The sequence below is a fragment of the Sporosarcina sp. AD_1 genome, assembly GCF_057373025.1.
In genome coordinates this window covers 89,572-114,757 of the sequence record NZ_JBPVIR010000004.1, presented here as the reverse complement: position 1 = coordinate 114,757, position 25,186 = coordinate 89,572, and the positions used below count along the sequence as shown (strand labels likewise).

General features: G+C 43.5%; 17 protein-coding genes. 12 read left to right on the top strand and 5 right to left on the bottom strand.

What is annotated here, in order from left to right; translation table 11 throughout:
• The first annotated feature begins 23 nt into the window (after positions 1 to 23).
• The 7 genes from ACSW3C_RS09105 (at position 24) to ACSW3C_RS09075 (ending at position 7,752) form a co-directional block, all read left to right on the top strand.
• Positions 24 to 506, top strand: coding sequence for a hypothetical protein (locus ACSW3C_RS09105; RefSeq protein ID WP_486562235.1), 483 nt, complete (start codon positions 24 to 26; stop codon positions 504 to 506).
• A gap of 81 nt (positions 507 to 587) precedes the next feature.
• A complete protein-coding gene (locus ACSW3C_RS09100; protein ID WP_486562234.1) occupies positions 588 to 3,812 on the top strand; it encodes an ATP-binding protein in 3,225 nt (1,074 codons plus the stop codon).
• A complete protein-coding gene (locus ACSW3C_RS09095) occupies positions 3,809 to 4,453 on the top strand; it encodes an HNH/ENDO VII family nuclease (protein WP_486562233.1) in 645 nt (214 codons plus the stop codon). Before ACSW3C_RS09100 ends, ACSW3C_RS09095 begins: the two co-directional genes overlap by 4 nt.
• On the top strand, positions 4,450 to 4,869 hold the full coding sequence (locus ACSW3C_RS09090) for an SMI1/KNR4 family protein (protein WP_486562232.1): 420 nt from the start codon (positions 4,450 to 4,452) through the stop codon (positions 4,867 to 4,869). Before ACSW3C_RS09095 ends, ACSW3C_RS09090 begins: the two co-directional genes overlap by 4 nt.
• Before the next feature lie 517 nt (positions 4,870 to 5,386).
• A complete protein-coding gene (locus ACSW3C_RS09085; protein WP_486562231.1) occupies positions 5,387 to 6,457 on the top strand; it encodes an endonuclease NucS domain-containing protein in 1,071 nt (356 codons plus the stop codon).
• 206 nt (positions 6,458 to 6,663) lie between these two features.
• Positions 6,664 to 7,035 carry a hypothetical protein gene (locus tag ACSW3C_RS09080; RefSeq protein ID WP_486562230.1) on the top strand — a complete coding sequence of 124 codons (372 nt, stop codon included), beginning with the start codon at positions 6,664 to 6,666 and terminating at the stop codon, positions 7,033 to 7,035.
• 90 nt (positions 7,036 to 7,125) lie between these two features.
• Complete coding sequence (locus ACSW3C_RS09075) at positions 7,126 to 7,752, top strand: hypothetical protein (RefSeq protein WP_486562229.1); 627 nt, start codon at positions 7,126 to 7,128, stop codon at positions 7,750 to 7,752.
• Between the two features lie 125 nt (positions 7,753 to 7,877).
• Here the strand turns inward: ACSW3C_RS09075 and ACSW3C_RS09070 are convergent, their stop codons facing one another.
• Together ACSW3C_RS09070 and ACSW3C_RS09065 are read right to left on the bottom strand one after the other, a co-directional pair.
• Complete coding sequence (locus ACSW3C_RS09070) at positions 7,878 to 8,216, bottom strand: hypothetical protein (protein ID WP_486562228.1); 339 nt, start codon at positions 8,214 to 8,216, stop codon at positions 7,878 to 7,880.
• Positions 8,217 to 8,266: 50 nt separating this feature from the next.
• A complete protein-coding gene (locus tag ACSW3C_RS09065; protein WP_486562227.1) occupies positions 8,267 to 9,382 on the bottom strand; it encodes a hypothetical protein in 1,116 nt (371 codons plus the stop codon).
• Between the two features lie 620 nt (positions 9,383 to 10,002).
• On the opposite strand from ACSW3C_RS09065, the gene ACSW3C_RS09060 reads away from it, so the two are divergent.
• The 4 genes from ACSW3C_RS09060 (at position 10,003) to ACSW3C_RS09045 (ending at position 15,428) form a co-directional block, all read left to right on the top strand.
• On the top strand, positions 10,003 to 10,494 hold the full coding sequence (locus ACSW3C_RS09060; RefSeq protein ID WP_486562226.1) for a sigma-70 family RNA polymerase sigma factor: 492 nt from the start codon (positions 10,003 to 10,005) through the stop codon (positions 10,492 to 10,494).
• A gap of 1,252 nt (positions 10,495 to 11,746) precedes the next feature.
• Positions 11,747 to 12,298 (top strand): competence protein ComK, encoded by a 552-nt coding sequence (locus ACSW3C_RS09055; protein ID WP_486562225.1) that lies wholly within the window; start codon positions 11,747 to 11,749, stop codon positions 12,296 to 12,298.
• A gap of 201 nt (positions 12,299 to 12,499) precedes the next feature.
• Positions 12,500 to 14,044 (top strand): class I adenylate-forming enzyme family protein, encoded by a 1,545-nt coding sequence (locus tag ACSW3C_RS09050; RefSeq protein WP_486562223.1) that lies wholly within the window; start codon positions 12,500 to 12,502, stop codon positions 14,042 to 14,044.
• Between the two features lie 142 nt (positions 14,045 to 14,186).
• Complete coding sequence (locus ACSW3C_RS09045) at positions 14,187 to 15,428, top strand: S-layer homology domain-containing protein (protein WP_486562222.1); 1,242 nt, start codon at positions 14,187 to 14,189, stop codon at positions 15,426 to 15,428.
• 161 nt (positions 15,429 to 15,589) lie between these two features.
• Here the strand turns inward: ACSW3C_RS09045 and ACSW3C_RS09040 are convergent, their stop codons facing one another.
• The 3 genes from ACSW3C_RS09040 to ACSW3C_RS09030 all read right to left on the bottom strand — a co-directional run bounded on the left by ACSW3C_RS09040 (position 15,590) and on the right by ACSW3C_RS09030 (position 19,598).
• Entirely contained in the window at positions 15,590 to 16,066 is a 477-nt protein-coding gene (locus ACSW3C_RS09040) for a hypothetical protein (protein WP_486562221.1), read from the bottom strand.
• 97 nt (positions 16,067 to 16,163) lie between these two features.
• Positions 16,164 to 17,918 carry a gamma-glutamyltransferase gene (gene ggt / locus ACSW3C_RS09035; RefSeq protein ID WP_486562220.1) on the bottom strand — a complete coding sequence of 585 codons (1,755 nt, stop codon included), beginning with the start codon at positions 17,916 to 17,918 and terminating at the stop codon, positions 16,164 to 16,166.
• A gap of 285 nt (positions 17,919 to 18,203) precedes the next feature.
• On the bottom strand, positions 18,204 to 19,598 hold the full coding sequence (locus ACSW3C_RS09030; protein WP_486562540.1) for a purine-cytosine permease family protein: 1,395 nt from the start codon (positions 19,596 to 19,598) through the stop codon (positions 18,204 to 18,206).
• A gap of 375 nt (positions 19,599 to 19,973) precedes the next feature.
• Between ACSW3C_RS09030 and ACSW3C_RS09025 the strand changes: the two genes are divergently transcribed.
• Complete coding sequence (locus ACSW3C_RS09025) at positions 19,974 to 25,109, top strand: RCC1 domain-containing protein (RefSeq protein ID WP_486562219.1); 5,136 nt, start codon at positions 19,974 to 19,976, stop codon at positions 25,107 to 25,109.
• The last annotated feature ends 77 nt before the right edge of the window (positions 25,110 to 25,186 follow it).

Sequence of the window (25,186 nt, the reverse complement as noted above, 5' to 3'; positions counted from 1 at the left end):
TTTACTTTTAGGAGGTTTTTTAAATGCAATTCAGACCAGATACACTACTACAAGAAGCAATCGATAATCAGAATCTTCGCCATATTCGCAGTGCCATTTCCTCTTATATGGTGAGCGATCCGGCTGACGTGAGAAGGGAAATCCAGCCTGCAGTCCAGTACGTGGAACAAAGTGGAATCACGAATCTTTGGCAAGACCATGACGGACGTTTATTCAAAGAAATGACAGAATGGGATGAGGATTATTATGGTCTTCTTCAGGCCCAGCTGATGACGAATTTTTCGAAAGACCGTTTCAAGCATACACTTGAAGTCGGTAAAAAAGTACATGGCAAAGCTCGAGTCGCAATTCAAAGCCCCATGGCTGAAACAGCGGCGACCTTTGAAAGACCGGCAACGAATACGCAAGCGGCAAACGACTTGGGAAAGTATGCGCCGATTCTGATCGGCGGAATCGGCTTGCTAGCAGTGGCGACACTGATTGTCTATTTAATAAACAAAAAGTGAACCATCTTGAAAACCAAGAGATGGCGGAACATCTGATGAACTTAATGCAGATGACTAAAGAATAGGAAGGGGAGTTTTCCAATGCATGAACTGGATACACGAAAGCAGGAAGAGCTCCAACGAGCATTTGTACTGTCGAATGAATTTGTGGAAAAGAACTATTTGAGTGAGTTGGCTGAATGCAATGTTGCGACGTTGCCGAAGGAAATTCAGGCGTTCAATACGCAAAACAATGTACGTCTGTTTAAAGTGAATAAACTCGTCTACGATAAAAACGAAAGCAATCTCGATAAATTGGCTACGGTTTTCAATACAATCGGCAATATTGACAGCTCGCTCATCTTCTTGATCGATAGCGATGGAGATCATACGGATCTCTATGTCGGCATAAGGACGAGCACAGCTCATCAGCTTGCCAATCCGGCCAAGGAGGCGCTCGAAAAGAGCTTTGCCGGGAATTTTTCTGGCAGTGATATAAGAAGTTTGCGGAATTCGGAAATTGAAAACATCATTGAACGTGTCTTTACATCCGATTTGTCATCCACTGAGAAAGTGATCTCGTCGGTTTCAGGGATTCCTTCCTTGAAAGAGGAGGATAAATCAAAGTTCGTACAAGGTATTGAGAAACTGATTGATGCGATGAAAGGTGAAAAGTTTTCCGCTGTATTTGTCGCTGATTCTGTCAGCTTCCAGCAGATTTCTACCATACGCCAAGGTTATGAAAAATTATATTCGCAGCTGGTCCCCTTCCAAACATCCGAATTGAGCTTCGGCGCGAATGATAGTCAGACAGTTACAGAAGGCATCACGAAAGGGTTCACACATACTGTGAATGAAAGCTTGACGGATACGCAAAATTACACGCAAGGTCAATCTGACACCGTAACGACAGGCACGAACTCCTCGACTACGAAGAATCCGATTGCGTCGGGCGCGGGGCTTGTCGGAATGGCATTGATGGCTGTGAACCCGATTGTGGGAATTGGCGTCACGATGGCTGGCGGAGCTGTCGGTGGGCTGATGGGGAATAAAACAAAAGGCGAAAGCAACAGCACTGCGACTTCGAAGAACAGTTCCACTTCAACAGGCACGTCTTCCACAAAAGGAACTTCGGATTCCACGTCGACAACAGAAAACGAGTCCGAAGCGTGGACGACTGGACAGACAAGAAACCTACAGATGAAATTTGAAAACAAATCCGTAACGAATCTGCTGGAGAAAATCGACGAGCAGCTGATTCGGCTAAAAAGCTCCGAAGACTTCGGGATGTGGAATTGCGCAACATACTTCCTATCGGAAAACCCTCAAACATCACTCGTGGCGGCAAGTACGTATAAAGCAATCATGCGTGGGGAAAATTCTTCTGTCGAACATTCATTCATCAATACATGGGATCATCAGAATAAGCGCAATTTGCTCGAAGTCGGCAACTACTTGAAAAAGTTGCATCATCCGTTGATTGAATACAAAACAAATGAGTCTGGACTGCCATTCGTATCCCCGGGTTCATTAGTAAACGGAAAAGAATTGGCGATCCAATTCGGCTTGCCGCAAAAGTCGATCAGTGGAATTCCTGTCGTCGAATCTGCGGAATTCGGCCGGAATGTGATGACGTATGATCCGAACGATTCGAAGGACGAGCAGATTACGATCGGGCAAGTGTTTCATATGGGAAGGCCGGAAAATACACCTGTCCAATTGGATTTGAACAGTTTAGCAATGCATACATTCATCACCGGATCGACGGGGGCAGGTAAATCGAACGCTGTGTATAAAATTCTTGACGAAGCGAATCGCAAAGGTGTCAAGTTCCTCGTCATCGAGCCGGCAAAAGGGGAGTACAAGCAAATCTTCGGTGGGCGTAGGGATGTCCATGTCTTCGGCACGAACCCTAAATTTGCACCTTTATTTACAATTAACCCATTCAGATTTCCGGAAGAAGTCCACGTGCTCGAACATATCGACCGCTTAGTTGAGATTTTCAATGCGTGTTGGCCGATGTACGCCGCTATGCCCGCTGTGTTGAAAGATGCGATCGAGCGTACGTATGAATTTGTCGGTTGGGATTTGGATAGCTCGATGCATTTCGATTTGCAGCCGATTTACCCGACATTGAATGATTTGCTGAAAATCCTCCCTGAAGTTATTAATGAATCCGCTTATTCGGAAGAGCTGAAAAGCAATTATATCGGTGCACTCGTTACACGGGTAAAATCATTGACAAACGGGTTGGTCGGAAAATTATTCGCTGATGAGGAAACGCCGAACGATATTTTATTCGATGAAAACTGTTTGATCGACCTAAGTCGCATCGGCTCAACTGAAACGAAGTCGCTGCTCATGGGGATTTTATTCATGAGATTGCAGGAACATAGAATGTCTGAATCGCTCGGCATGAATCAGAAGCTGAAACATATTACCGTTTTGGAAGAGGCGCATCATCTTTTACGTCGAACATCGAGCCAACAGTCACAGGAAGGGGCAAATCTTCAAGGGAAATCTGTTGAAATGATTACGAATGCGATGGCGGAAATGAGGACGTACGGTGAAGGGTTCATCATAGCAGACCAATCGCCAAACCTATTGGATTTCTCTGCAATACGCAATACAAACACGAAGATTATATTACGGCTTCCGGACGGCTCTGATCGCGAAGAGGTCGGTGCTTCTGCAAGTTTAAGTGAAGACCAAATCAATGAAATTCCGAAATTGAAAACAGGAGTCGCTGTCATTTATCAAAACAATTGGCTACAGCCTGTATTATGCGAAATTGAAAGACATGATAAAGTGCAAGGATATATTCATGAGTACAATGAATCCATGCTGTTGAATGAACGGAAGAAAAATATGGGTTCCTTAATGCGCATCCTTTTACTAGGGCGGATTTCTGTAGAGGATCAAGTCGATGAATTGATTGTAGAAACTGAAGGGTTGAAAAGTTGGCTTTCCACTGTGCCGATGGATCGTCTTCTAAAACAGGAGTTGCTTGCGGAACTTGGCCGGTTCCAGACAACGAAAAAGATGAAGTACTGGGAGCAAGAAGAATTCCATGAGCTTTCAGCTGTAATTTGGAAGCTTATCGATGGAGAAAAGTTCATCGGGTATGCGAAGGAAGCCAAAAACTTCGAAATGTATAATGAAAGAATGGGTCAAGCGGTTAGAAGATTTGTCCAGATTGAACAACCGGAGCTTGAACGCGCACTGACGCAAAGTATTTTATATTACCATTCAGTTGAAAAGCCGGGATTCAAAGAGTTCTATTTTAATTGGGTGGAGGATAGTAGAAAGAAGGCGTTTTGGTTATGATAGAGATGCTGACGAAGGAAGTTTCCGAAGTTCCTCAACAGGATGTCTTAAAAGGAAGTTCAGACGTCCCTGCATTTGCGAAGGACTTGGAACCCGAGACGATCACAAGCTACGAGGATGCCAATCTGCCGATTATGAACGAAGTCGCTGTAAATGATGTTCAAGACGTTGAGGGAATGAACAGTGCGTTGACGGATGAACAGAAAGTCCGGATTAAGGAAGAGAGCGGCTATTCGGATGAAGTGATCGCCCATATTAGCAGTTGGGAAGAGTATGAGGTTTACAGAGATGCAGGCTTGAAAGAGACGACCATTAACGGCCGGCCTTGTCTCATCCGGGACATCGATATGGATTACGTCGATGAAAAGACAGGATTAACAAACCGCGAATTGATGGAAAAAGGACTTTCGCCAGTGGACGCGAAAACAGGTGAAAAAATCGAATTGCATCATATCGGACAAGAAGCAGACTCGCCTTTTGCAGAGCTGACTGCAGATAGTGAACACGGGAAAGAATATAAGACGCTGCACACTAAAGAAACGGAAAGCTGGAGAAATGATGCGTCATTGAAAAACCAGTACAATAATGTCGAGCGGCCAAACCACTGGAAAAGTCGTGCGGCTGAGGAGGTAGGAGCATGAGCAGAATCGATCAGTTTGTACAAAGTCATTCGGCAGATATTTTGACGAGTCCCGTCAAGCCGAGCATCAAAACGATCCAAGAGGCAGAGGAATTGCTCTCTTTCGCATTTGGCGAGCAACTGAAATCCTATTTGACAACATACGGGTTTTTGATCTTTCAATTCATCGAATTGCATGGCATTAATGAAAGACAGAAAATGTCTTCCGATTTGATTGTAAGCACTAAAAAAGCCCGAGAAAATTTCGATGGTCTGGAAGGATTCGTTGTCATAGAAAATCTAGGTGGAAGCAACTATATTTTATGTGATGAACAGGATCAGGTGCATGAATTCCTTCCTATGAATGAAAAGAAAATGACGTCCCTTCAATTATCGTTTGACGAGTATGTCATTAACCGGTTTAAGGACATTGTGTAAGCAACTCGCATGACAATACTATCCGGGGAATTATTGTGATGGTTCTTGCTTTTAAATTCACATATCTGTTTGAGGAAGAGAATCTATCAAACCAGCCATTAGAAAGCGTTCTGTTCTAATGGCTTTTTCATATTGAAACATCTTCAATGTAAGCCACAATCAACTAATGAAAATTTTTATAATGCATTATTATTCATCTCCTAGTATGATCGCAGTATTAATAAAAAGGCGTCTAAAATTGAGGGTAAAAAAACAAGAAGAGCATGTTTCCTCGAACAACATACCTTTGTGGAAAGATAGTTTTAGGAATAGCAAGGATCTTGGTCAGATGTGAGGGCTGGGATTCTTGCTTATATTATTTGGAAAACAAAATCCTGCACATCCCGATGCTTGGTGAAAGAGATTTAGATTGACTTAAGGAAAGAAGGATTCTGACTCGTTACAATTGAAGTAGTAAGAGTGGCGTAGAGATTTTACTGTTTATTTGCCAAATACATAGTAACAGGGGGCGGAGTAAATGCCGATTGAAGTTGGAATCTGGAAGGTGGCAGGTTCTCAGGTAGATAGGATTCTTTTCTCGCCAATTGAATCTGAATTGAAACTGGAAGAGATACTGGAGAAGGACTTTTCAATTATTGATGAGGGAGTCCTAATTATTGGTAGACAAATTGCTACCCGTCAAGGAAAATATATCGATATTCTTGGTATGAACGCAGAAGGTGAGTTAATCATCTATGAGTTAAAGAAACATCAAACTCCCCGGGAAGTGACTGCGCAGGCACTGGATTATGCTAGCTGGGTTCAAGCACTGTCTTATGATGAGATTGTTAATTTATATGGGAAGAATAGTGGTTCCTTGGAGGAGGCATTCGAGACAAAATTTAATACTGGGCTTCCAGAGGAACTCAACAATTCACATCAAATGATCATTGTGTGCGCGGAACTTGATTCGGCAACCGAGCGAATTATCCAGTACTTGTCGACGAACTATAATGTTCCGATTAATGCGGTGTATTTTAGGTACTTCAAGGATGGAGACCAGGAGTATTTAACGAGAACATGGCTCATCGATCCAGAAGTGGCTGAGGAGAAAGCAGCCGTGACGCAAAAGGATAAAAAGAAGGAAAGCTGGAACCAAAATGATTTTGTCGTCAACTTTGAAGATGGACCATCCCGAAGCTGGAACGATGCCAGGAAATATGGTTATATTTCTGCTGGGAACGGCAAATGGTTCAGTCAGACACTTCGAAATCTATTTGTAGGTGCCCGTGTATTTTGTATGGTTCCAGGAAAAGGATACGTCGGTGTGGGGACCGTAACAAGAATATCCGTACCATTGAAAGAGGCAATAATCACGTATCATGAGAAAGAAATGCGTTTACTTGATTGTGATCTGGAGCAAAACAATTTTAAGCATGACCTTGATGACATGGACAAGTGTGAATATATTGTTGCGGTGGATTGGATTAAAGAATTACCAATTGAACAAGCCTATTGGACAAAGGGCTTGCGTGCTAATCAAAACTCAGCCTATAAATTAAGTAATCAGTTTACAATTGAAAAATTGGAAGCTTTTTTTGGATTGTAATTCATACAGATAATAAGAGATACAAGTAAAACCTTACATAAGTATGAGAGGACAATATGGAAATGGTTCATGATTAGGAAGTTCTAGCCTACTTGGGACTATCGGAGTTATGCATGATCTACAGGAATGCTTGGCGATTTGAATTGAAATGTGGTCTAAGGAAATCATCAAGAAGCACCCAAATTATTATAAATGGAGTGATGATGGTGGAAGAAAAAATTATCTTGGTTAATGAATTCGTAGGTCCTTCTTATACAAATGGTTTATTTGGCTTTCGATATAATCAAGAAGTGGTGCCCTTCAATATAGGAAATCACCACGGATCAATCTATCACTTGAATATGAGTACAATTGAATCTTTGGCAATTGAATTCCCGACTTATATTACTCCTTTTGATCCAAAAAAGGATAAAGTAAGTGAATGGGGTCCGCAAACAGAAATTGGGTTATGTAAGTTAATGATGGAGGGGAAGCTTAGGCTTCAAAGAGAAGAAAGAAATGGTGAGAAAGTGACCTTACTTTTCCTTTGGGAGGGTCCGACGTGGATTCCACGTGACAGGCCAACCAAGAGAACATGACCGCAAATTTGTCTTACACTGCTCTTTGTGATAATCCTACTTAATGAATTACTATCGTTTGCTTTCTAAGATCCGATTTGGGGGGAACTTATGGAACACAATATTGTTAATCTACTTCAATTTTTCGATGGGTATGTACGAAACTATCGTCGTTTAAATCTTACGGGTGAGCATAATCGCTCCATGTTTACACGGAAAGAAATCGATTATTTTGGAACGCTTGGCGAACTGCTTGGGTACGATGTTTTTATTGAGGATTCAAAATTTGATCATGTGAAAGGGCGGTCCCGTCCAATGGATTTGTCGTGGTGGAAGTGGGACAAGAGGATAGATGCCGATCACTATATTTATCTCGCTTTGCACTTGGAACGGGAGAATGTCTGGTCAAAAGACGTTGAAACTATTGAAAAGCTTTTTTCTGAAACAGATGATGGCTATATTCCGCGCCAAATCATCGGGATTCAAAATGTGGAGACTTTAGACCGTATTGCATTTTTGAATGATATGGTTTTACATAAAAATGCTAAACAACAGTCTGAGGCTCTCATGATATACCGCTTTGAATGTAAAAAAACAAATATGATACATGTTAAAGCTTTTTACTTCACAACGCTGGGTATGGTGGAAAAGCGGAATGCTATATGTAAGATGGATGAGTATGGCTATTTGTATATGTGTTTCGAAGAAGAATTTTCCTCTGTGGTTATACTATTATAATTCATTCTTCTGGTTTTAGCTCATACTCGCTCAAAACTAGAATCTGTAAACAATAATAAAACAGCAACCATTCATATGATTCCTGAATGATTGCTGTTTTATTATTTCGTATCTTATTTCAAAAATTATTGCAGCATATTACTTTGCGACAACCCAATCCCGTTCTGATAGATCATCAAATCAAAAGCCGACATACTCGGCAATGACAGGAGAAGGGCTTGAGCAGTACGGAAATCATTAAATGAGAAGGATTCCAACTCCTTTACGTAATGATATTCACCGTCTACTAGTAGAAAGAAACAGACTCGGATAATGTGGGAAGCATGTGTCTTTAATTTTTTCTCATCCATGTTATCTCCTACTAGAACAATGGCGATCTCTTGCTGCTCGGGATGGATGAATTCTGCCAAACATATCCTCCCTTCAAGCAAACCATCTGGTATCTTGATTTTAATTTTTTTCAATTCTACTACTCCTGACTGCTGTCCGCTTTCTTCCAAATAACGTTTCCTTCTTATCCATTCCTTGAAACAATTTCCTGTAAAAAGAGAAAGACTTCCTCTAAGTCTTGTTGTTCTTCCGGCAGGCCGGTAAAGTATCGGTTTTTGTCATCGATAAATCGATACATATCGCCTTCCCAACTAGTCGATCGCACATCCTCGACTGTCCAACCGGATTCTAGAATAGAGAAGTCCGTCCCTTTATTGTGATAACGTGCTTTTCTCGCTAACCGCTTAGCAAGCGAATAACCTATGTCCTGCAACTCTCTATTACTTGAACGAATGAATTGCTTGAAGTCAATATTGAACTTCAACCCGAGCTGATACGGTGTGCGTGCTTGGCTGCTGTTCGTCTCTTCTACTTTCACCCAGCCAATATGGATCCGTATCGGCTCGCCGTAGATCGTTGGCAGGTCGAAGCGGAATGCCTTGGGATTGGCCGTATATTTGCCGTTCCATCCCAGCTCCTCCATGAACCTTAAGATGGAAGTATAGGTAGGGATGACGCTATCTGTCAACAGTAGAGGAAGCCGCTCCGGAGTTGGTTTCACCGGTCCTGGACGCTCCGTGACGGATGTCCATGTACCGTGTTTCCAATGGCTTCCAATGACGCCTGGATCCTTCTCAAGAGGCCCCTCCCTCCAAATCTTCGCCTCTCCACCCGAGAACATAATAATTGCCCGGGTCGTAACCGTATCGGAAGGCCGGTTATTCCAAATCTCCTCTTCATCCTGATCGGACAACAAGCAGTGAATGGCTTCCTTGTTCTTTATTTTCAGCATTGTCAATTCGTAGAGCGCCAGGCCATCCACATATTTTTTTCCTAATGTCATGGCCCATTGGCCGAACGCATCCGAAAGCCCGCTTGTGGCGTGCGGTAGGTATGGCGGGTAGGGAAAGCTTTTGTTTACTTTTAGTAAATATCGCCTTGCACTTAAGACCAGTTCAGTCTCCGACCATTTCCGTAGTGTATTGGCATAAGCATTGAGTAGGGACCAACCGTATTTTAAATTGTCCTCATGGGATTCGGTCGTTTTCTTCGAGATGAGCCAAACGTTGCCGGTTTCATCTGTACCAATCAAATCTAATGAATCACCGGTGTACTTTCCATTTTGAACTGGGAGTTCCATTGAATGTCCCCATATAAAAATCCGTCTCTTCTTGTCATGAATGAGAAGCGGATGAGTAAATGTGAAAGTGAGAAAATCATTCAAAAGATGTCGTTCTGATGTAGTGTCCGTGAGAATCAAAAAATCCCCCTCCTAGTTCTATTTTCTCTTTACCTTTCAATAGTACATTATAACTAAAAATATTTCCACAAATAATCCAGTTAAGAAAGCGGATACATTTTAGTGTATGAGAAAACACTTGTTAAATAAAGATTTGTTTCATTTTTAAATATAGAAATATGTATAAAGAATTCATAGTACTAAGTATCCATTCGTAGGATTGTGAAGGAAGGTTTTGAAAGTATGGGTTAACATTATTAAAGTAATCTGTTAGTTGGTAATTGCTACTTATCACTTAGAAGCAAATAGGGAGGAGAGATTGAGTAAGAAAGTAACCAGGATGTAAAAATCCATATACTTTTATCCTTTACCCGTATTGGAAAGATTCGAAACCTCTAATCAAACTCATAATATCGTCCGTCAAATGGTAAAAAATCCGATTGGTGTTACAGGTCCCGTCCCACTATTCTAAAGGCACCTAGGAATACGAGGCATCGTGCACGATCGGAAAGGCCAAGAGATTGAAAGAGTTTGAAGACGTGTTAAGGCAATACGAGCCGATGATATCGGCGAACATTCGAAAGCTGCATATCTATAGAGATTTTGAGCAGTATCGGCAGATTGGACGGGTGGCCCTCTGGCAAGCGTGGCTGCGTTTTGATGAAGAAAAGGGCAATTTCACGCCGTTTGCTTATCGATCAATTCGGGGTGCGATGCTGGATGAGTTGAAAAGGGAGAGCCGGTTTGAGGAGCATGTGATTCCTACTGAAAATGAGATGCTTACGGAGTGGGTGGAAGCAAAGGAAGAATGGTTGGAACCGGTGAATGAGACTTTGCTGCTGGCGATTGAGGCGTTGAGCCTGCAAGAAAGAGAGTTGCTCAAGTGGTTGTTTACGGAAAGACGGACACAGGCGGAGTGTGCGTGTTTGGCAGGTGTCTCGGTTCCGGCTATTAAGAAACGGAGGGAACGGATCCTGTTGAAGATGAGGAGGCTGCTGGTAACCCAAGGGTAGTGAAATGCGGGGTGTTTGTATGCTGTAATACACTAGCTGTGAGTGGTGAATAAATATAGAAATAAGAACGGGATCGAGTGGCTGTATAAGCCGCTCGGTCTCTTTTTTGGGGAGAGAAAGATGTTGTAGCTTGTTTAATGAATAAGTTAAGTGAGGGGAGAATATATAAAGAGGAGAAAATAAACTGCGCAGATACTAAAAATAAAAATCTTTCAGAATGATTTGACTCTTATTATTGACTGCTATATACTTGGAATCGAGTAATCAAGTAAGGAAGGATTCGTACATAGATGGAATAATTAGGTGTATTTTAAACAAAAGAACTGAGTTCGAAATAGTGCCATTCATCCAATTTTAGCTCTTTGAACAGGAATATTGGCATATATCAACATTATAATTATGAACGACATGTATCAGGCAATTGATTAGGAAAATAACTTTTTGGGTGTAATTAAGCCACTTCTTTAATCCACTTCTTTAATTGCGAATAGTATTCATGTAGTCTTATTCCTATTTTGATTATGAAACATAGTGAGCTCATACCTCTTTTTTCTATAATTGGCTCACGCCACAATTCAAGAGTTTCGTTTATTTCTGCAGAAGTCAGTCATTGCATTATTCGCTACATAGAACCATTACATATCCAGTCGGCCATTTTTTCAGGGAAGTCCTGTCCATTCGTGAAAGATGCTGATTTACCAACGAACGTACTCTTCTCCTTTAGATCTATATCAGCAAACTCCTTTCCATTTTCAACTTTTCGGATGGTCCAACGTCCCTCGTCATCCATATCCCATTTTGTCTATTATTGTCTACAAGTTCGAAACTATTGCATTAATCTAGCTGTCTTTCAACTATTTAAATAGCTGAATATCCGGAGTAAAGAAACATCCAGGAAAAATTAAATACAATGGAAATTTTGTGCGGATCGCTCAAATTGGTCGCTTACAAACGCAACTTACCAATCTAGCACATGAGGCGAAAAAAGAGGAATCAAATGAAGTAATTAGTGGTATGTAAGGTGATTTTACAAAGCTTAAACCATGCATAAGAGATCAAAGCACGCCTGGAAGCTTGTATGTGCGTAAAGGGGGTGAGGGATATGTGAAAGCAATATGTGAATAGGAAATCCCCAGGTGCATGAGTCGTGGTAGACAACACCTGAGGATTCGGGTTGGAGTATACCAACTTATAGTCAGTATACTCCTCCTAGCGGAAAAAAGTAAGTTAAAACTATTGAGGAGGAATAAAAATGCAGATTAACATGGCGGAATTGATGAATCCTGAAGTAATGATGTTCTTACCACAGTGGAATGACGACGGAGGTATTTATACAGTAGTTTTGAGAACAGATGGAAGAGAGGATATGGACATGTCCCCGACAGAGACAATGGATGCCGCTTTGCGTTACTATGGATCAAGTCTTAAAGGGGCGAAAGACGGAACGAGAACCATACTTGGTGAAATTAGCATGCAACCTGTTGTGGTAAGCGAAAAGATGGGGATTTATTGGTTTCCAAGTATGTCGCCGGAAAACTTTGAATGTATCTGGTTTGCGCTGCACCATGTTGATAGCTATACAGCAATCGACAAGAAAAGTACTTTGGTGAAAATGATGAACGGTAGCATGATTACCGTTGAAATCAGTTATTATTCATTCGACCGAAAAGTGAAGCGGGCCAGTCATTTGCGGTGCAGGCTGGAAGGACGGCCTGCATATAAGGTGAAGGAAACGCAAGTGAGCTATCACATGATAAAGAAACTGAATGAGAGAAACTTTGAAATCGATGAATTCTACGAGTAAGAAACACAGTAAATATTCGAAGAAATAGTTAAACGCTGGATTTTATTTAGATAGGAAAATGTTGCGAGGATATGTTCCGTTTGAAATGGCTAAGCAAAACACCAACCGATCTCTCGAAATATCATACTATTTCGATAAAAGAAGGAGTTTACACTCAACCCGTCGAAACAATTGTCATTACACGAAAAATGGGGGAGAATGATGCAACACATGTTATTTGGGGATCCGATTAGGCAAAATGCGATTCGGTATGGGGAGAAAGAGGCTTTGTCCTATCAGGGGAAGCGGTTTTCGTATAACCAATTCAACAGACGAATCAATCGGTTGTCGAACGCATTGCTGGAAACAGGCGTGACTAAAGGGGACAAGATTGCGTTCATGCTTGTGAATTGCAATGAGTTGTTTGAGGTGATGTTCGCATGCGCGAAAGTAGGGGCTGTGTTTGTACCAATCAATTCACGTTTTGTTGGGCCAGAGATCGAGTATGTGCTCAATAATTCGGAGGCAGTCGCGCTGATTTACGGAAGTGAGTTTGATGCTGAAGTTGGAACGGTTATCGACCAGGCCAAGGACGTTAAGCTCTTCGTGTCAGTTGGTGGAATGGGAGAGGTGGCGTCGCTCGAGTATGAGACTTGGATTGAGAACTCCGGAGAGGAAGAACCGAGTCTCTCCTATTCAGTTGAGGAGCTAGACACCGTTTGCATTATGTATACAGGCGGGACGACGGGATATCCGAAAGGGGCGGTGCGTTCTCATCGCAGTATGTACTTGGTTGCTCTGCTCTTCAGCATTGAGTTTGGAATCGGGCGAGGGGGTAAAGGATTAGTGGCGGGTCCGCTATATGGCGCGGCTGCTTTATCAACATCTGTTCCAAATCTGCTTGTAGGAAACCCTGTGCATATTCTGCCGAAATTCCATCCAGTCGAAGTATTGAAAGCCATCGATACCGAAAAAACAACGAGCGGGTTTCTCGCTCCACCGATGTTTGACGCGATCTTTTCATTGCCCGAAGAAGTGCTTGGCCAATTTGATGTTAGTTCCATGAAGACCCTGATCTCAGTTGGTGCCCCGCTTCACTCGAGCACGAAGGAGAAAATCATGGCATACTTCAAGGGTGCTGATCTGAATGAATTTTACGGAGCAACTGAGCATGGTGGTTCGACGAATTTATTCCCAGAATATCAGGCGGATAAAGATCGATCCGTCGGGGTGCCGATGCTTGGCATGGAAGTGAAGCTTGTCGACGATGAGGGGAATGAAGTGCCAGCGGGACAGCCGGGTGAGTTCTTAGTAAAAGGCCTCACGCTATGTGATGAATACTATAAAAATCCGGAAGCAACTGCCGAAGCGTTTCATGGCGAGTGGCTTGGCCTTGGGGATATGGGAGTTCAAGACGAGGACGGATTTTATTCCATCGTGGACCGCAAGCAGGACATGATCCTGTCGGGCGCATTGAACGTTTATCCGGCTGAAATCGAAGGTGTGCTGCATCGCCATCCGAAAATATTGGATGTCGCTGTCATCGGCGTGCCCGATTTGAAATGGGGCGAAGCGGTCAAAGCAATTGTCGTCCTAAAACCTGGTGAAACAGCGGATGCGCAGGAGATCATCGATTTCTGTGAAGGAAAACTTGCCGGGTATAAAAAGCCTCGTTCTGTCGATTTCGTAGAAGAGCTGCCGCGGAGTCTGCAAGGGAAGCTGCTGAAATATAAACTGCGTGAAATGATGGCAGCGGAAGTGAAATAGTCAATTAAACAATGGGCATTGCGTAAAGTTTCGCAATGCCTTTTTTACACATATAATAAACCGGATATCATATCATCTTGTGTTGCTGGTCATTTTGGTTTTATGCACATGGATTGTAATCAATCAAGAAAGGAATGGAGATATGAAAAAGGTGTTTATCACATTCTTCTTTTCGATCATGATGGTTTTATCATCAGGCACGGTATCAACAAAGCCGGCTTTAGCGGAATTTAAAGATATTCCTAAAAGCCATCCAAATTACTCAGTGATTCAGGAGATGAAGAAAGCCGGCTATATTAGCGGTTATCCGGATGGCACTTTCCGGCCTAATGACACGATTAGCCGCAAACACGTTGCGCAGCTCTTGGATAAGGCCTTACAGTTACCAGACCCGACCGGATCAAAGATTGTCTACAAGGACGTTCCGAAAAACCACCCGTACTATAAACCGATTATGAAATTGACAGAGGCGGGCATCATGAGCGGAACGGTCGGCAAGTTTAACCCCGATGAGCCCATTACCCGTATTCAACTTGCGAAGGTGCTTGATCTGGCTTTTTCCTTCCAAGCATCTTCCTATCAGGCGTTTGACGATGTACCCCAAAGCCATTGGGGCTACAAACATGCAAATGCCCTATATGAAAACCGAGTGGTGGATGGAGTGAAAGGTAAATTTGAACCGAATGAGCCGGTAACCCGGGAATATTATGTGACTTCCTTGCAGCGAGCGATCGTTGCTAAGAAAACTCTTGAACAGAGGGGAAGTACAGGGGAAGTTGAGGATCTAACCCGCCAACTTTCAAGTTCCATTGAATGGATACTGGTTGAGGGGGTCAGCCAGAAAAAAACATTTGAAGAGCTCCGTCCTGAGCTGCTGAAGCACGCAACCAAGGAGTTTACAGACCGTACATTAAAAGAATACTATCCGTATGCCTGCAATGAATGTGATACGACTTTATTTCCATTTCCGACAAACCTGCCATCTGATCGTTTTGAAGTCACGCAGCCTTCCGCAAATCTGCTGTCTGTCAAAACGATTGAATTAGGAAATGCCTTGAGTGGAGGCGGGTTCATCACCTATCAGCTGAAAAAAGAAGACGGGACTTGGAAAATGGATTCGTACACGTATAAGATGGCTGGTAAGCAGAACTTTCAACTTTCTGCCGAGGAGGCCAAAACGATCCTAGAACAGAATTACCGAGCCGCTTACGAAAATGTTACGGTGACATTCAAATCTACTGCCAAGGAGACAGGTAAGGACATTGTGACAGGTGAGACTTTTACCTACGACCTTTATCTATTTGAAGTGAAAGCGGATGAAGTGGTGGAGCTGGTTTGTTTTCACTCCTATAATGGCACGTATGATTACTACTGGGAAGAGTGACTTGCACAAAAACGATTGCAGCTTTAATAAGCTTGCTGGGAACCAAATAACATAGAGTGATTCAGCTGGTTGGCTGGTATGCAGACGGTAAAATACCGGGGGCATGCCAGTCGACCTTTATTAGTTGCGCTAGTATTTGACCGGATTCATCACACATGTAATCAATCCAATTCCTCAGCAGCCTTCTTCATAGTTTCATATAAGACGGGATTCCTGAAGTCATGTGCATCTATTCCTAATTGCTCCACAGCAAAATATAGGTGTTCTAGCCAGTCGCCATCATGAGCTTCGGCCGCTTTTTCACACTCTTTTTCAATGTGCGGAACACTAATGGTTTTACCTAACTCATCAAATAGTTGAATTGCTTCTAGAGCTCCTGGCCAATTTCTGTTTTGCAATAAACCGGCAATTTTCGGCAAGGCTTCTTTATTCCGAGGATAGCCCATTTCCTTGAGAAGGTGGACCGCATTTTCCCAGCACTCTTTTCCGTAAGTAGGAAGTAACATCCCTGCTTTTTCTGGAGGCAAGTTAACGAGTATTTCCATTGCTTCGTTCTGTATTTCTTGCGGAAGATGCCAATTCAAGTTGTATACATAGTACATAATTTGTTCATCGTCGAGATGTATGTAATTTGTCATTGTATTCTCCTTAACTGGATGAAGTGTTTAGCAGATGGAATTCTGTTTACTAAAATAGAACCCTACCACAAATACATGGTAGGGCTCAAACTGTTAATTAAAAATCGATTCCAATAGCAGTACCATTCCGGCTTGAATCGGCAACTCCTTTGTAGATGCCCTCTTTCTGATCAATCCAGATACTTTGGACATTTCCAATCACAGTCGGATTTTCTCCGAATTTATGGCCTAGCTTGCGCAATGCATCCATTGCCTCTTCAGGAATACCTTCCTCATATCGGTAGGAAGATGTGTTGTTCGTATAAATTCTAGGCTCCTCGACAGCTGCTTTCAGTTCCATGTCGTAGGCAATGGAGTTAATGATCGTTTGAAGAACTGATGTGATGATTGTCGGTCCACCCGGAGAGCCGACTGTGAGAACAGGCTTACCGTTTTCAAAGACAATCGTTGGTGTCATGCTGCTGAGCGGCCGCTTGTTCGGTTCCACTTGGTTCGCTCCTCCAGGCATGGCGTCAAAATCAGTCAATTCATTGTTAAGCATAATACCATATCCAGGTACCATGAGGCCTGTGCCGAATAATTGCTCAATGGTAGTTGTATAGGAAACGACATTCCCCCACTGATCGGCAACAGAGAAGTGTGTCGTTTCGCCTGGCTGTCCGTCCTTCGGCTGTTCTACAATGACGGTTTCCTGTTTCGTATTTTGATACGCCCAAGGATCACCTGCCGTCGGTTTTTCGATCATTTTATCCAGGCTAATTAAATTGAGACGTTCTTGAATATAATCGGGATGCAATAAACCTTCTAATGGTACATCAATGAATTCTGGATCTCCCGCATAAGCAGCGCGATCCGCGTAAGCTAAATGCATCGATTCTGCGAGCAGGTGATATTTTTCCCATGATTTCACGTCGTATTGAGACAAATCGACTCCGTCGAGAATGCCGAGCATCTGAAGCAAGAAGACTCCGCCTGAACTTGGTGGAGGCATGCTGGCAATTTGGTAGCCTTTATATTCTCCCCAAATCGGCTTGTCCATTGTGACATCATACGCTGCCATATCTTCAACTGTTAATGACCCGCCGTATTGCTGAACGACGTCCGCTATCGCTTTGGCTATTTCTCCTTTATAGAAAGCATCCGTGCCTTCCGTTTTGATGAGTGTAAATGCTTTGGCCAAGTCCTTTTGAACGAGCAGATCGCCTTCGCGCAACGGATTTCCGTTTGGAACGAATACATTGCCGGCTGCCGTCCGATAAAGCATCGCTTTGTTATCCTCAATCGCTTGTGCTAGGACAGAGTCGATGGGAAAGCCATCTTCGGCCAATTGGATGGATGGGTCAATCAATTTTTCCATCGACATCGTTCCCCAGCGTGCCAGCGCTTCTTCAAGCCCTTTCAGTGTACCCGGAACGCCAACGGCCTTGCCGCCAGTCGCTCTTTCTGCGAATGGAATAGGGTTTCCTTTATCGTCCAAGAACATATCCGGTGTTGCTCCGGCTGGCGCCCGTTCCCGGCTATTCAGTATTTGTGTTTCTCCTGACTCGGCGTCATAGTACATGAGAAAACCGCCACCACCGATACCTGACATCATCGGCTCTGTGACATTCAATGCAAATTGGATCGCAACCGCCGCATCAACTGCATTTCCTCCATTTTTCAGCACGTCAGCGCCAATTTGGGTTGCAAGTGGATGTGCTGTTGTCACCATGCCGTCTGTTCCAATCGCCACTTGACGTAGATTGTCATAACTCATGTCCCATTCTTTAGCGAAAGCGCCCCCAGGCACCATGCTACATGTCAGTAAAATAATTAAAGCTACAGCAAACCAATTTTTTACACTCTTCCTCATTGTCCCACCCCTTCAATAGTAGTTTTCAACGCTAATTCCCTTTCCTGTTAGCTCCTTTCGATTTGATATGAATATTACAGAAAAAATATCTGCAATAATATGATTATATTTAATTGATAGATAAATCGCTAACTATCTACTTCGAGAATAGAAACTTTAGGGTTTCTTAAGAAAAGGAATGACGATAACTAGGGGAGAATCGAAGACAAATTAAAAAGAGTACAGGAATAGTGTTACAATCCTGTACTCTCTTCTTTATCGTTTCATATTATCTTTTTCATTACCTCATCCGATTTTATCCTCATCTACAATATCCTCCGGTTCTTTTACCAAATAATATTTTCCTTTCGTCAGGAAGGCGATGACCACCGTAAGGATGGAGGCAAGCAATGCAGCAAAGAAGGCGGCCGTTGTTTCTAAGAACAGCCCCATGTAGCCAAGAGCGGCAATGGTGCCCAGAACGCTGGCGACAATGAGTGAAATCGTGCCGACGGGATTCCACTTATATAAGTACTCTTGTCGGGCTACGTAATACGTCGGTCCAATCTTCAGCCATTTCTTGACGACCAAAGCATCGGTCACTAGGATAGCAGCCCATGCAAGCAGGAATACTCCTTGGAATGTCATGAGTGTGTCGACATGTTCCACAATATTAGACAGCATAAGAAGGATCGCCGTCACGCCGGCGAACACGACCCAAAATCGGCGGCCGGGTGTAAAGTGAAAGATGTTCTCGAAGAAGTTGGAAAGCGAGAGCGAGCTGCTGTAAATATTCGTTACATTAATTCGCAGCTGGGTGAGCATCGTGAAAAGGGCACCGCCGATGCCAAGCAGCAGAACGATATAGACGCCGGGATCCGATTCGAGAAAACGGACGCCGAACCAGATGCCGAGCCCGCCCATGACGCCAAAACAGAAAATCTGCGGAATAAAACCGATTGCCACAGAACCGATTTTTATGTCAGAAGGCTTCAAAAAACGTGCATAGTCGGAGGCGAGAAGAGCAGTTAACCCCATAATGCCATGATGCATCCCGATGCAAAGCAGTAACGCTTCGCCGCCGATTTGTACACCTTCCGGCATATAAGTGAAAACAGAGCCTTGATAAATGGAAGGTTGATAGAGGGAAACGATAATCGCTGTCAGCAGAAAGAGAATGAATAGGGGGAGAGACCATTTCTGCAATTTATCCAATTGGTCGATTCCAAACCAATTGAGGGGGATGACGATGGTACCGAATAGTACAATGAGTGTCCATTTCGGCAGGGAAGGGAAAAAGTAGTGAACTGCGGAAACTAAAATGAGCCCTTCAAATGCGCAATACATGATGAAGTTCGAAGCGTAGATTAATGATGTCAGAGATGAACCGATGTAGCCGAAGCCACCGCTCCGCGAGAGAAGATTAACATTCATGCCAGACTTGGCAGATAGGTAGGCAACAACGGTTCCAAGCAAACCGGCGACAAGTATCGCATAAGCAGAGGAAATCATCGCATTGATTGCTCCGAATTTAAGCGCCATCACACTTCCCATTTGAAAATAAAAAATAGCTGTCGCAATTCCGAATGTAATATTCGTGATGCTTAACCAGCCTTTGGTTCGGTCCTTCCGAGGAACCCGGTCCAAAGAATAATCATCGGCAGGGGCAATCGTAGTCTCGTCAATATTTTTTTGTGTCAGTTGGATACGCCATCAACTCCTTTTATTGTATTTTTGAAACGACTTTATAAGCATAACAATAAAATCATGCATTTTCAAACTTATATTAAGGAAGTATGTGGAATGGATTTATATTTTTATTGAATAACTTATATGATGTGTTGTTAAAAAATAAAATTTCGATGTGCTTTTTGAGATGTAGTTGAATAAGAAATGACTCTCTTTTGTTCAGAAAATGTTCAGAGGCGACTAGTAAAATGGTGATAGGTCTATAGGCGGCTTTATATCAGCCTAACCCCATATATAAACAGTAGGCGGTGGAAGTGTAAGAACTATACATAAGAACATTTGACGAATGGTGTATGAACTAAGAAAAGAGAGAGGGTTATCACAAGTATGCGAATGAACAAATGGGTAAAGATTTTTCTAGTTTTCGTTTTAATTGTCCAGCCGGTCTACTTGGGTGGTTTTGGGAAACAGGCAAACGCCAGTGTACCGACTTTTGCAGCAGGCGATGGATCAGCAGCACATCCATACCAGATTGCTACACCGGAACAGTTGAACGAAGTCAGGAATTATTTGGACAAACATTTTGTCCTGGTAAACGATATAGATGTAAGTTCATATGAAAATTGGGAGCCGATCGGTGGTACGACCAATCCGTCTTCTTCCCCCGTTGCTTATTTTACGGGAAGTTTTGATGGGGATGGACATACCATTCGTAATTTACGTATTAAGCGAATTGACTCCGCACATGTCGGTTTATTTGCGAGTCTGAAAAACGCCACCATCCAAAATGTGAATTTGGAGAACGTGGATATAGAAGGCCACCGGTATGTCGGTGGACTGGCCGGAGACCAATTTCAAGGGGAAGTTTCCAATGTTTCGGTTTCAGGAAAAGTAGTCGGACCGAATAATGATCCAGCCATGGAAGAGAAATTTGGCGGTTTGATCGGTTTAAATACGTCAGGGGTTATTTCTAATAGTTCAGCGCATGTGGATGTAGTTGGCTATACGAATGTAGGTGGGCTGGTTGGGCAAAGTTTAGGGACAGTTGAACGGAGCTTTGCTACCGGTACTGTAACCGGGACAAGCTCCATTGGCGGCCTTGTCGGTTCCTCTCGTACAGGAGCAAACTCGCATATCATTAATAGTTATGCGACTGGAACTGTCACTGGCCAAGCTTTTCTTGGCGGTCTAATCGGATACGCGTACGGTGCAGAGATTAAAAACAGTTATGCAGTCGGTAAATTATTCTCGACAAGTAATAATGGAATTGGAAGTCTGGCTGGAATTGGTGAACCAACAATTATAAATAGTTTTTATGACAGTACCGTTAATCCAGAATCCAACGGAAAAGGAACTGCTAAAACAACTGAAGAAATGCAAAATAAAGAAACGTTTACAGGTTGGGACTTTGTTTCGATTTGGGATTGGGATTCCATGGTTAATAACGGGTATCCATTCCTTCGTCCAGTCGTCTTGCCAGAAAAACCACCGGTTGTAAAGCCTGGTGCTCCTACTGTTACTGCGGAGGATGAAACAAATCGCATCACCGGATTGGATAGTACAATGGAATACTCTGTGGACAATGGAGAAACTTGGATTGATGTTGTATTAGAACATGAGCCAGTTTTTACAGGGAATGTAACGGTTCTCATCCGTATTCGTGAAACTGGGACGGCTCCAGCGGGTGAGGTCGCAACAATTTATTTCACCGAAGATCCAATAGTGGATGAGGGAGTGCAGCTAACACGCACAAAATCTGTATTTGCCGGAGATAATATTTCCTTCTTGCTGGATGAGGAGAATCGTTTATGGTCTCTTGGCAGCAATGGCTCAGGAAGACTTGGTATCGGAAAGAACGATATGGAATTGGGGAAAGTCAATATTCCTGTCCAAGTAAATGCTGTAACCGACATTGTTAGTGTCAGCGCCTATAAGTTTCATGTGGCTGCAATTGATTCGACGGGTGACCTGTATATCTGGGGATCTAACGATAAGAGACAGCTTGGACTAGGCAGCGCAGCTTTACAGGTGAACACACCTGAAAAAGTGGAGACAGATGCAACGGGTGCTGTTTTCGGCAACGTCGTGTCGGTTGCTACGGGTCTTTGGCATACCCTTGCTGTAAAAGCAGACGGTACGGTTTGGGCATGGGGCAATAATGACAATGGCCAGCTCGGGACAGGAGATAATTCTTCTTCTGAAAAACCAGTTCAAATCGTCGGGTTGCAAAAAATCGTGGCAGTCGCTGCTTCAGATAGCAGCTCCATGGCATTAGACAAAGACGGCCGTGTTTGGACATGGGGAAATAATTGGAGCGGCCAATTGGGGCATGGAGATAAGCTCTCTCTCAATAAACCCAAGCGCATAGAAAGCATAAGCGATGTGAAAGAAATTGAAATGGAAGATTATCATGCGGTTGTATTGAAAAATGACGGTACAATCTGGTCATGGGGAAACAATGCTTACGGCAAACTCGGCAATGGCACAAAAGTGGACTCTTGGACACCTGTTCAAGCGAAAAACATAAGCGGTATTGTATCCATGGTCGCTGGTACTAGTCACACAATGGCGCTTGACGGCGAAGGGAATGTTTGGTCGTGGGGCATGAACGGCTTCGGATTGCTGGGCCATCCGGAAGTGGAGGGAGATGTGTTGGAGCCAGCCAAGATTAACGGCCTGGAACCTATCATTTCGATTTCCACAGGCCCTTATCATACTCTCTTAGAAAAAGAGGATCATACCTTTTGGGGAATGGGAATGAATATGAGCGGGGCGATTGGGCTTGAAAAAGATAAACAGGTAATGCCAGTTGAGATTTATTTCGCTTCGACCATCCCAGATCAAAAGGCGATTGAACTAGTGAAAGAACAGCTGGCGATCGGCTATATACAAGGCGATTCTGCAAAATCGGTGACAGGCAATTTGTCCTTCCCGGCATCAGGCGATTACGGGACAGTCATCACATGGGAGACAAGCCGGCCAGCTGTCGTTGAGGCGAATGGGACGGTTCATCGACCTGCTGAAACGGAACATAATGAGCAGGTCACAATCACCGCAACCATTACAAAAAATGAAGCGATTGTTACAAAGGAATTCAATGTAACTGTGAAAAAGTCGAACTTCTGGGTGAGAGATTTTGACACGTTCACCAACGTCAGAGATTTGGAATTTGACGCGGCAGGCAATGTGTATATCATTCACAATGGTGAGCTGTTGAAAAAACAAGCTGGTTCAGATGAATGGGTGTCGATGTCGGATGAGTTGAGCAATGGTTTATTGGATGTGGCCATTACTACAGATGGAACTGTCTATGCTGTGCAGAGCCATTATGAAGGTTATCAAAATGTAAACCGCTTGTTAAAGTGGTCAAGCGAAGGATGGGAATTGATAGAGGATGGATTAGGCCATACAGCTGGGATTACGGCATCCGGCAACGAATTGTTTGCTTTCGGCCATACAAATGTAGAAGGGCAATTCGTTCGCGGAGTGAAAATGGTGAATGAAAATGGCGTCTTTGATCGTACTGGAGACCGCACGTTTGCCGATCTTTCTTCTATTGCAACGGATGAAAACGGAGCGGTTTATTTATACGAACGTGCAAGCGGGTCAGAGCGGCCGCAAACTCTCTATAAGTTAGTTGAGGATGCCTGGAGCCCGTTTGACATGCAAAATGTCGAAACAAAAATTATCTCATTTATTGATGTGGACTCAGAAGGCAACTTATACGCGGTAGGCTATGATCAAAGCTTACAATCTATCGTTGTATGGAACGGCGTACTGCGAGATCAAACAGTTGACGTTTTGGATACGGAAGATAGCATGAGCTTCTATAATCCATCTTCCATTAAAAAATATGGTGACTGGATATATGTCGTTACGCCTAAGGGGATTTACAAGAAAAAGGTCGGTTCTAACGGGGGTACAACACCGCCTGATCAAGGTGGATCAAATCTACCAACAAATGGTGGCGGGGATAATCCTTCTACACCTCCGGGCAATGGAGGAACGGATCCGAATCCGCCAAGTAATGGTGGTTCAAACCCAAATCCGCCGGGCACTGAAGGTGGGGGGACGAAACCAACTCCTCCAAGTGGAGAAGATATCGAAAAGCCTTCTAAACCTGAATTTCCATCTAAACCGACAACAGAAGAAATTGTCGTTGATGTAGACGGGGAAGACGGTTCCAACCTGACGAAAACGCCGATAACCCGGACGACTGAAACGGACGGAACTGTGAAAGATAAGGTATCCATGTCTGAGGCTATTGCGAAAGACACAGTTAGCAAAGCGAAAGAAAAAGGCATGGATACGGCGCGGATCATCATTCCGGACAAGGATGATAAGGTCTCCGAAATCACTGTGAAAATTCCGAAGTCCGCATTGAAACAATTGAAAGAAGGCAAGTTGAATGTGGAAATTGTGACGGCTAGTGGCATGATCTCTATTCCGGCCGCTTCTATCACAAGTTTCGACGAAGACTTATACTTCCGTATCATCCCAATCAAGTCGGCATCCGAACAGAAGAAGGTCGAAGAACGGGCGAAAGCGGAGAAGCTGATTCAGGATGCGATTCAAAACAATACCGTCCAAGTGCTCGGCCGTCCGATGGAAATTGAAACAAATATGCAGAATCATACGGTATCGATAGTTCTTCCAATTGAAGAAAACTTGCCTAAGGATGAGGCAAAGCGGAAAGAGATCGTAGATCATCTCGGCATTTTCGTTGAGCATAGTGACGGGACAAAGGAATTGATTCCAGGGGAACTCGTGAAAACGACAGATGGCTCTGCCGGCATTGAGTTCTCTGTTACGAAGTTTAGTACGTTTACGATGGTTTATTTAAAAGGCTGGAATGATGATCAGCAGGAAACTGCAGAGCCGATAGTCCATCAACCATATATTTATGGGGATGCCGGCAAGTTTCGTCCGAATGCATTTGTCACACGTGCACAAATGGCGGCCATGCTTGCAAGGAATTTGGACAAGCAAAGTACAGCTGACGTGACACCTTACCGTGATGTGAAGCAAAGCCATTGGGCGTACAACAACATCATGCAGATGAAGAAAGAAGGCATTATGAAAGGCGTTTCTTCTTCCGAATTTAATCCGCAGGGCGACGTGACACGCAGCCAAATGGCGCTCATCGCCTATCGCTGGATTCAGCAGGAATGCAAAAATGATGCATCTGTATCAGGCTATTGTGAATCCCTTAAAGTGAGTACGAAAGCAGGCTACAAGGATGTCTCTACGCAACATCAGGCATATGAAGCCATTGCTGTTTTAAAAGCAAATAACATCATGACAGGGTTCGAGGATGGCACATTCCGTCCAAATGAAAAATTGAAGCGTGCTCAAGCTGTGAAGGTCTTAAATCGGCTATTCAACCGCGGCCCTCTGACGGGAGTGAATCAAACGCTTTTCCAAGACGTGCCTTCCACCCATTGGGCATATGAAGAAATAGCGGAAGCTGCGATGAAGCATACTGCCATTCGAAATGATGAAGGGAAAGAAAGATTGCAATAATGGCATAGGGAAGGGGTGGCTCTACTTAAGAGTCACCTCCTTCTTTTCTATATTGATGAATAGGAAAGTGTAGAGTA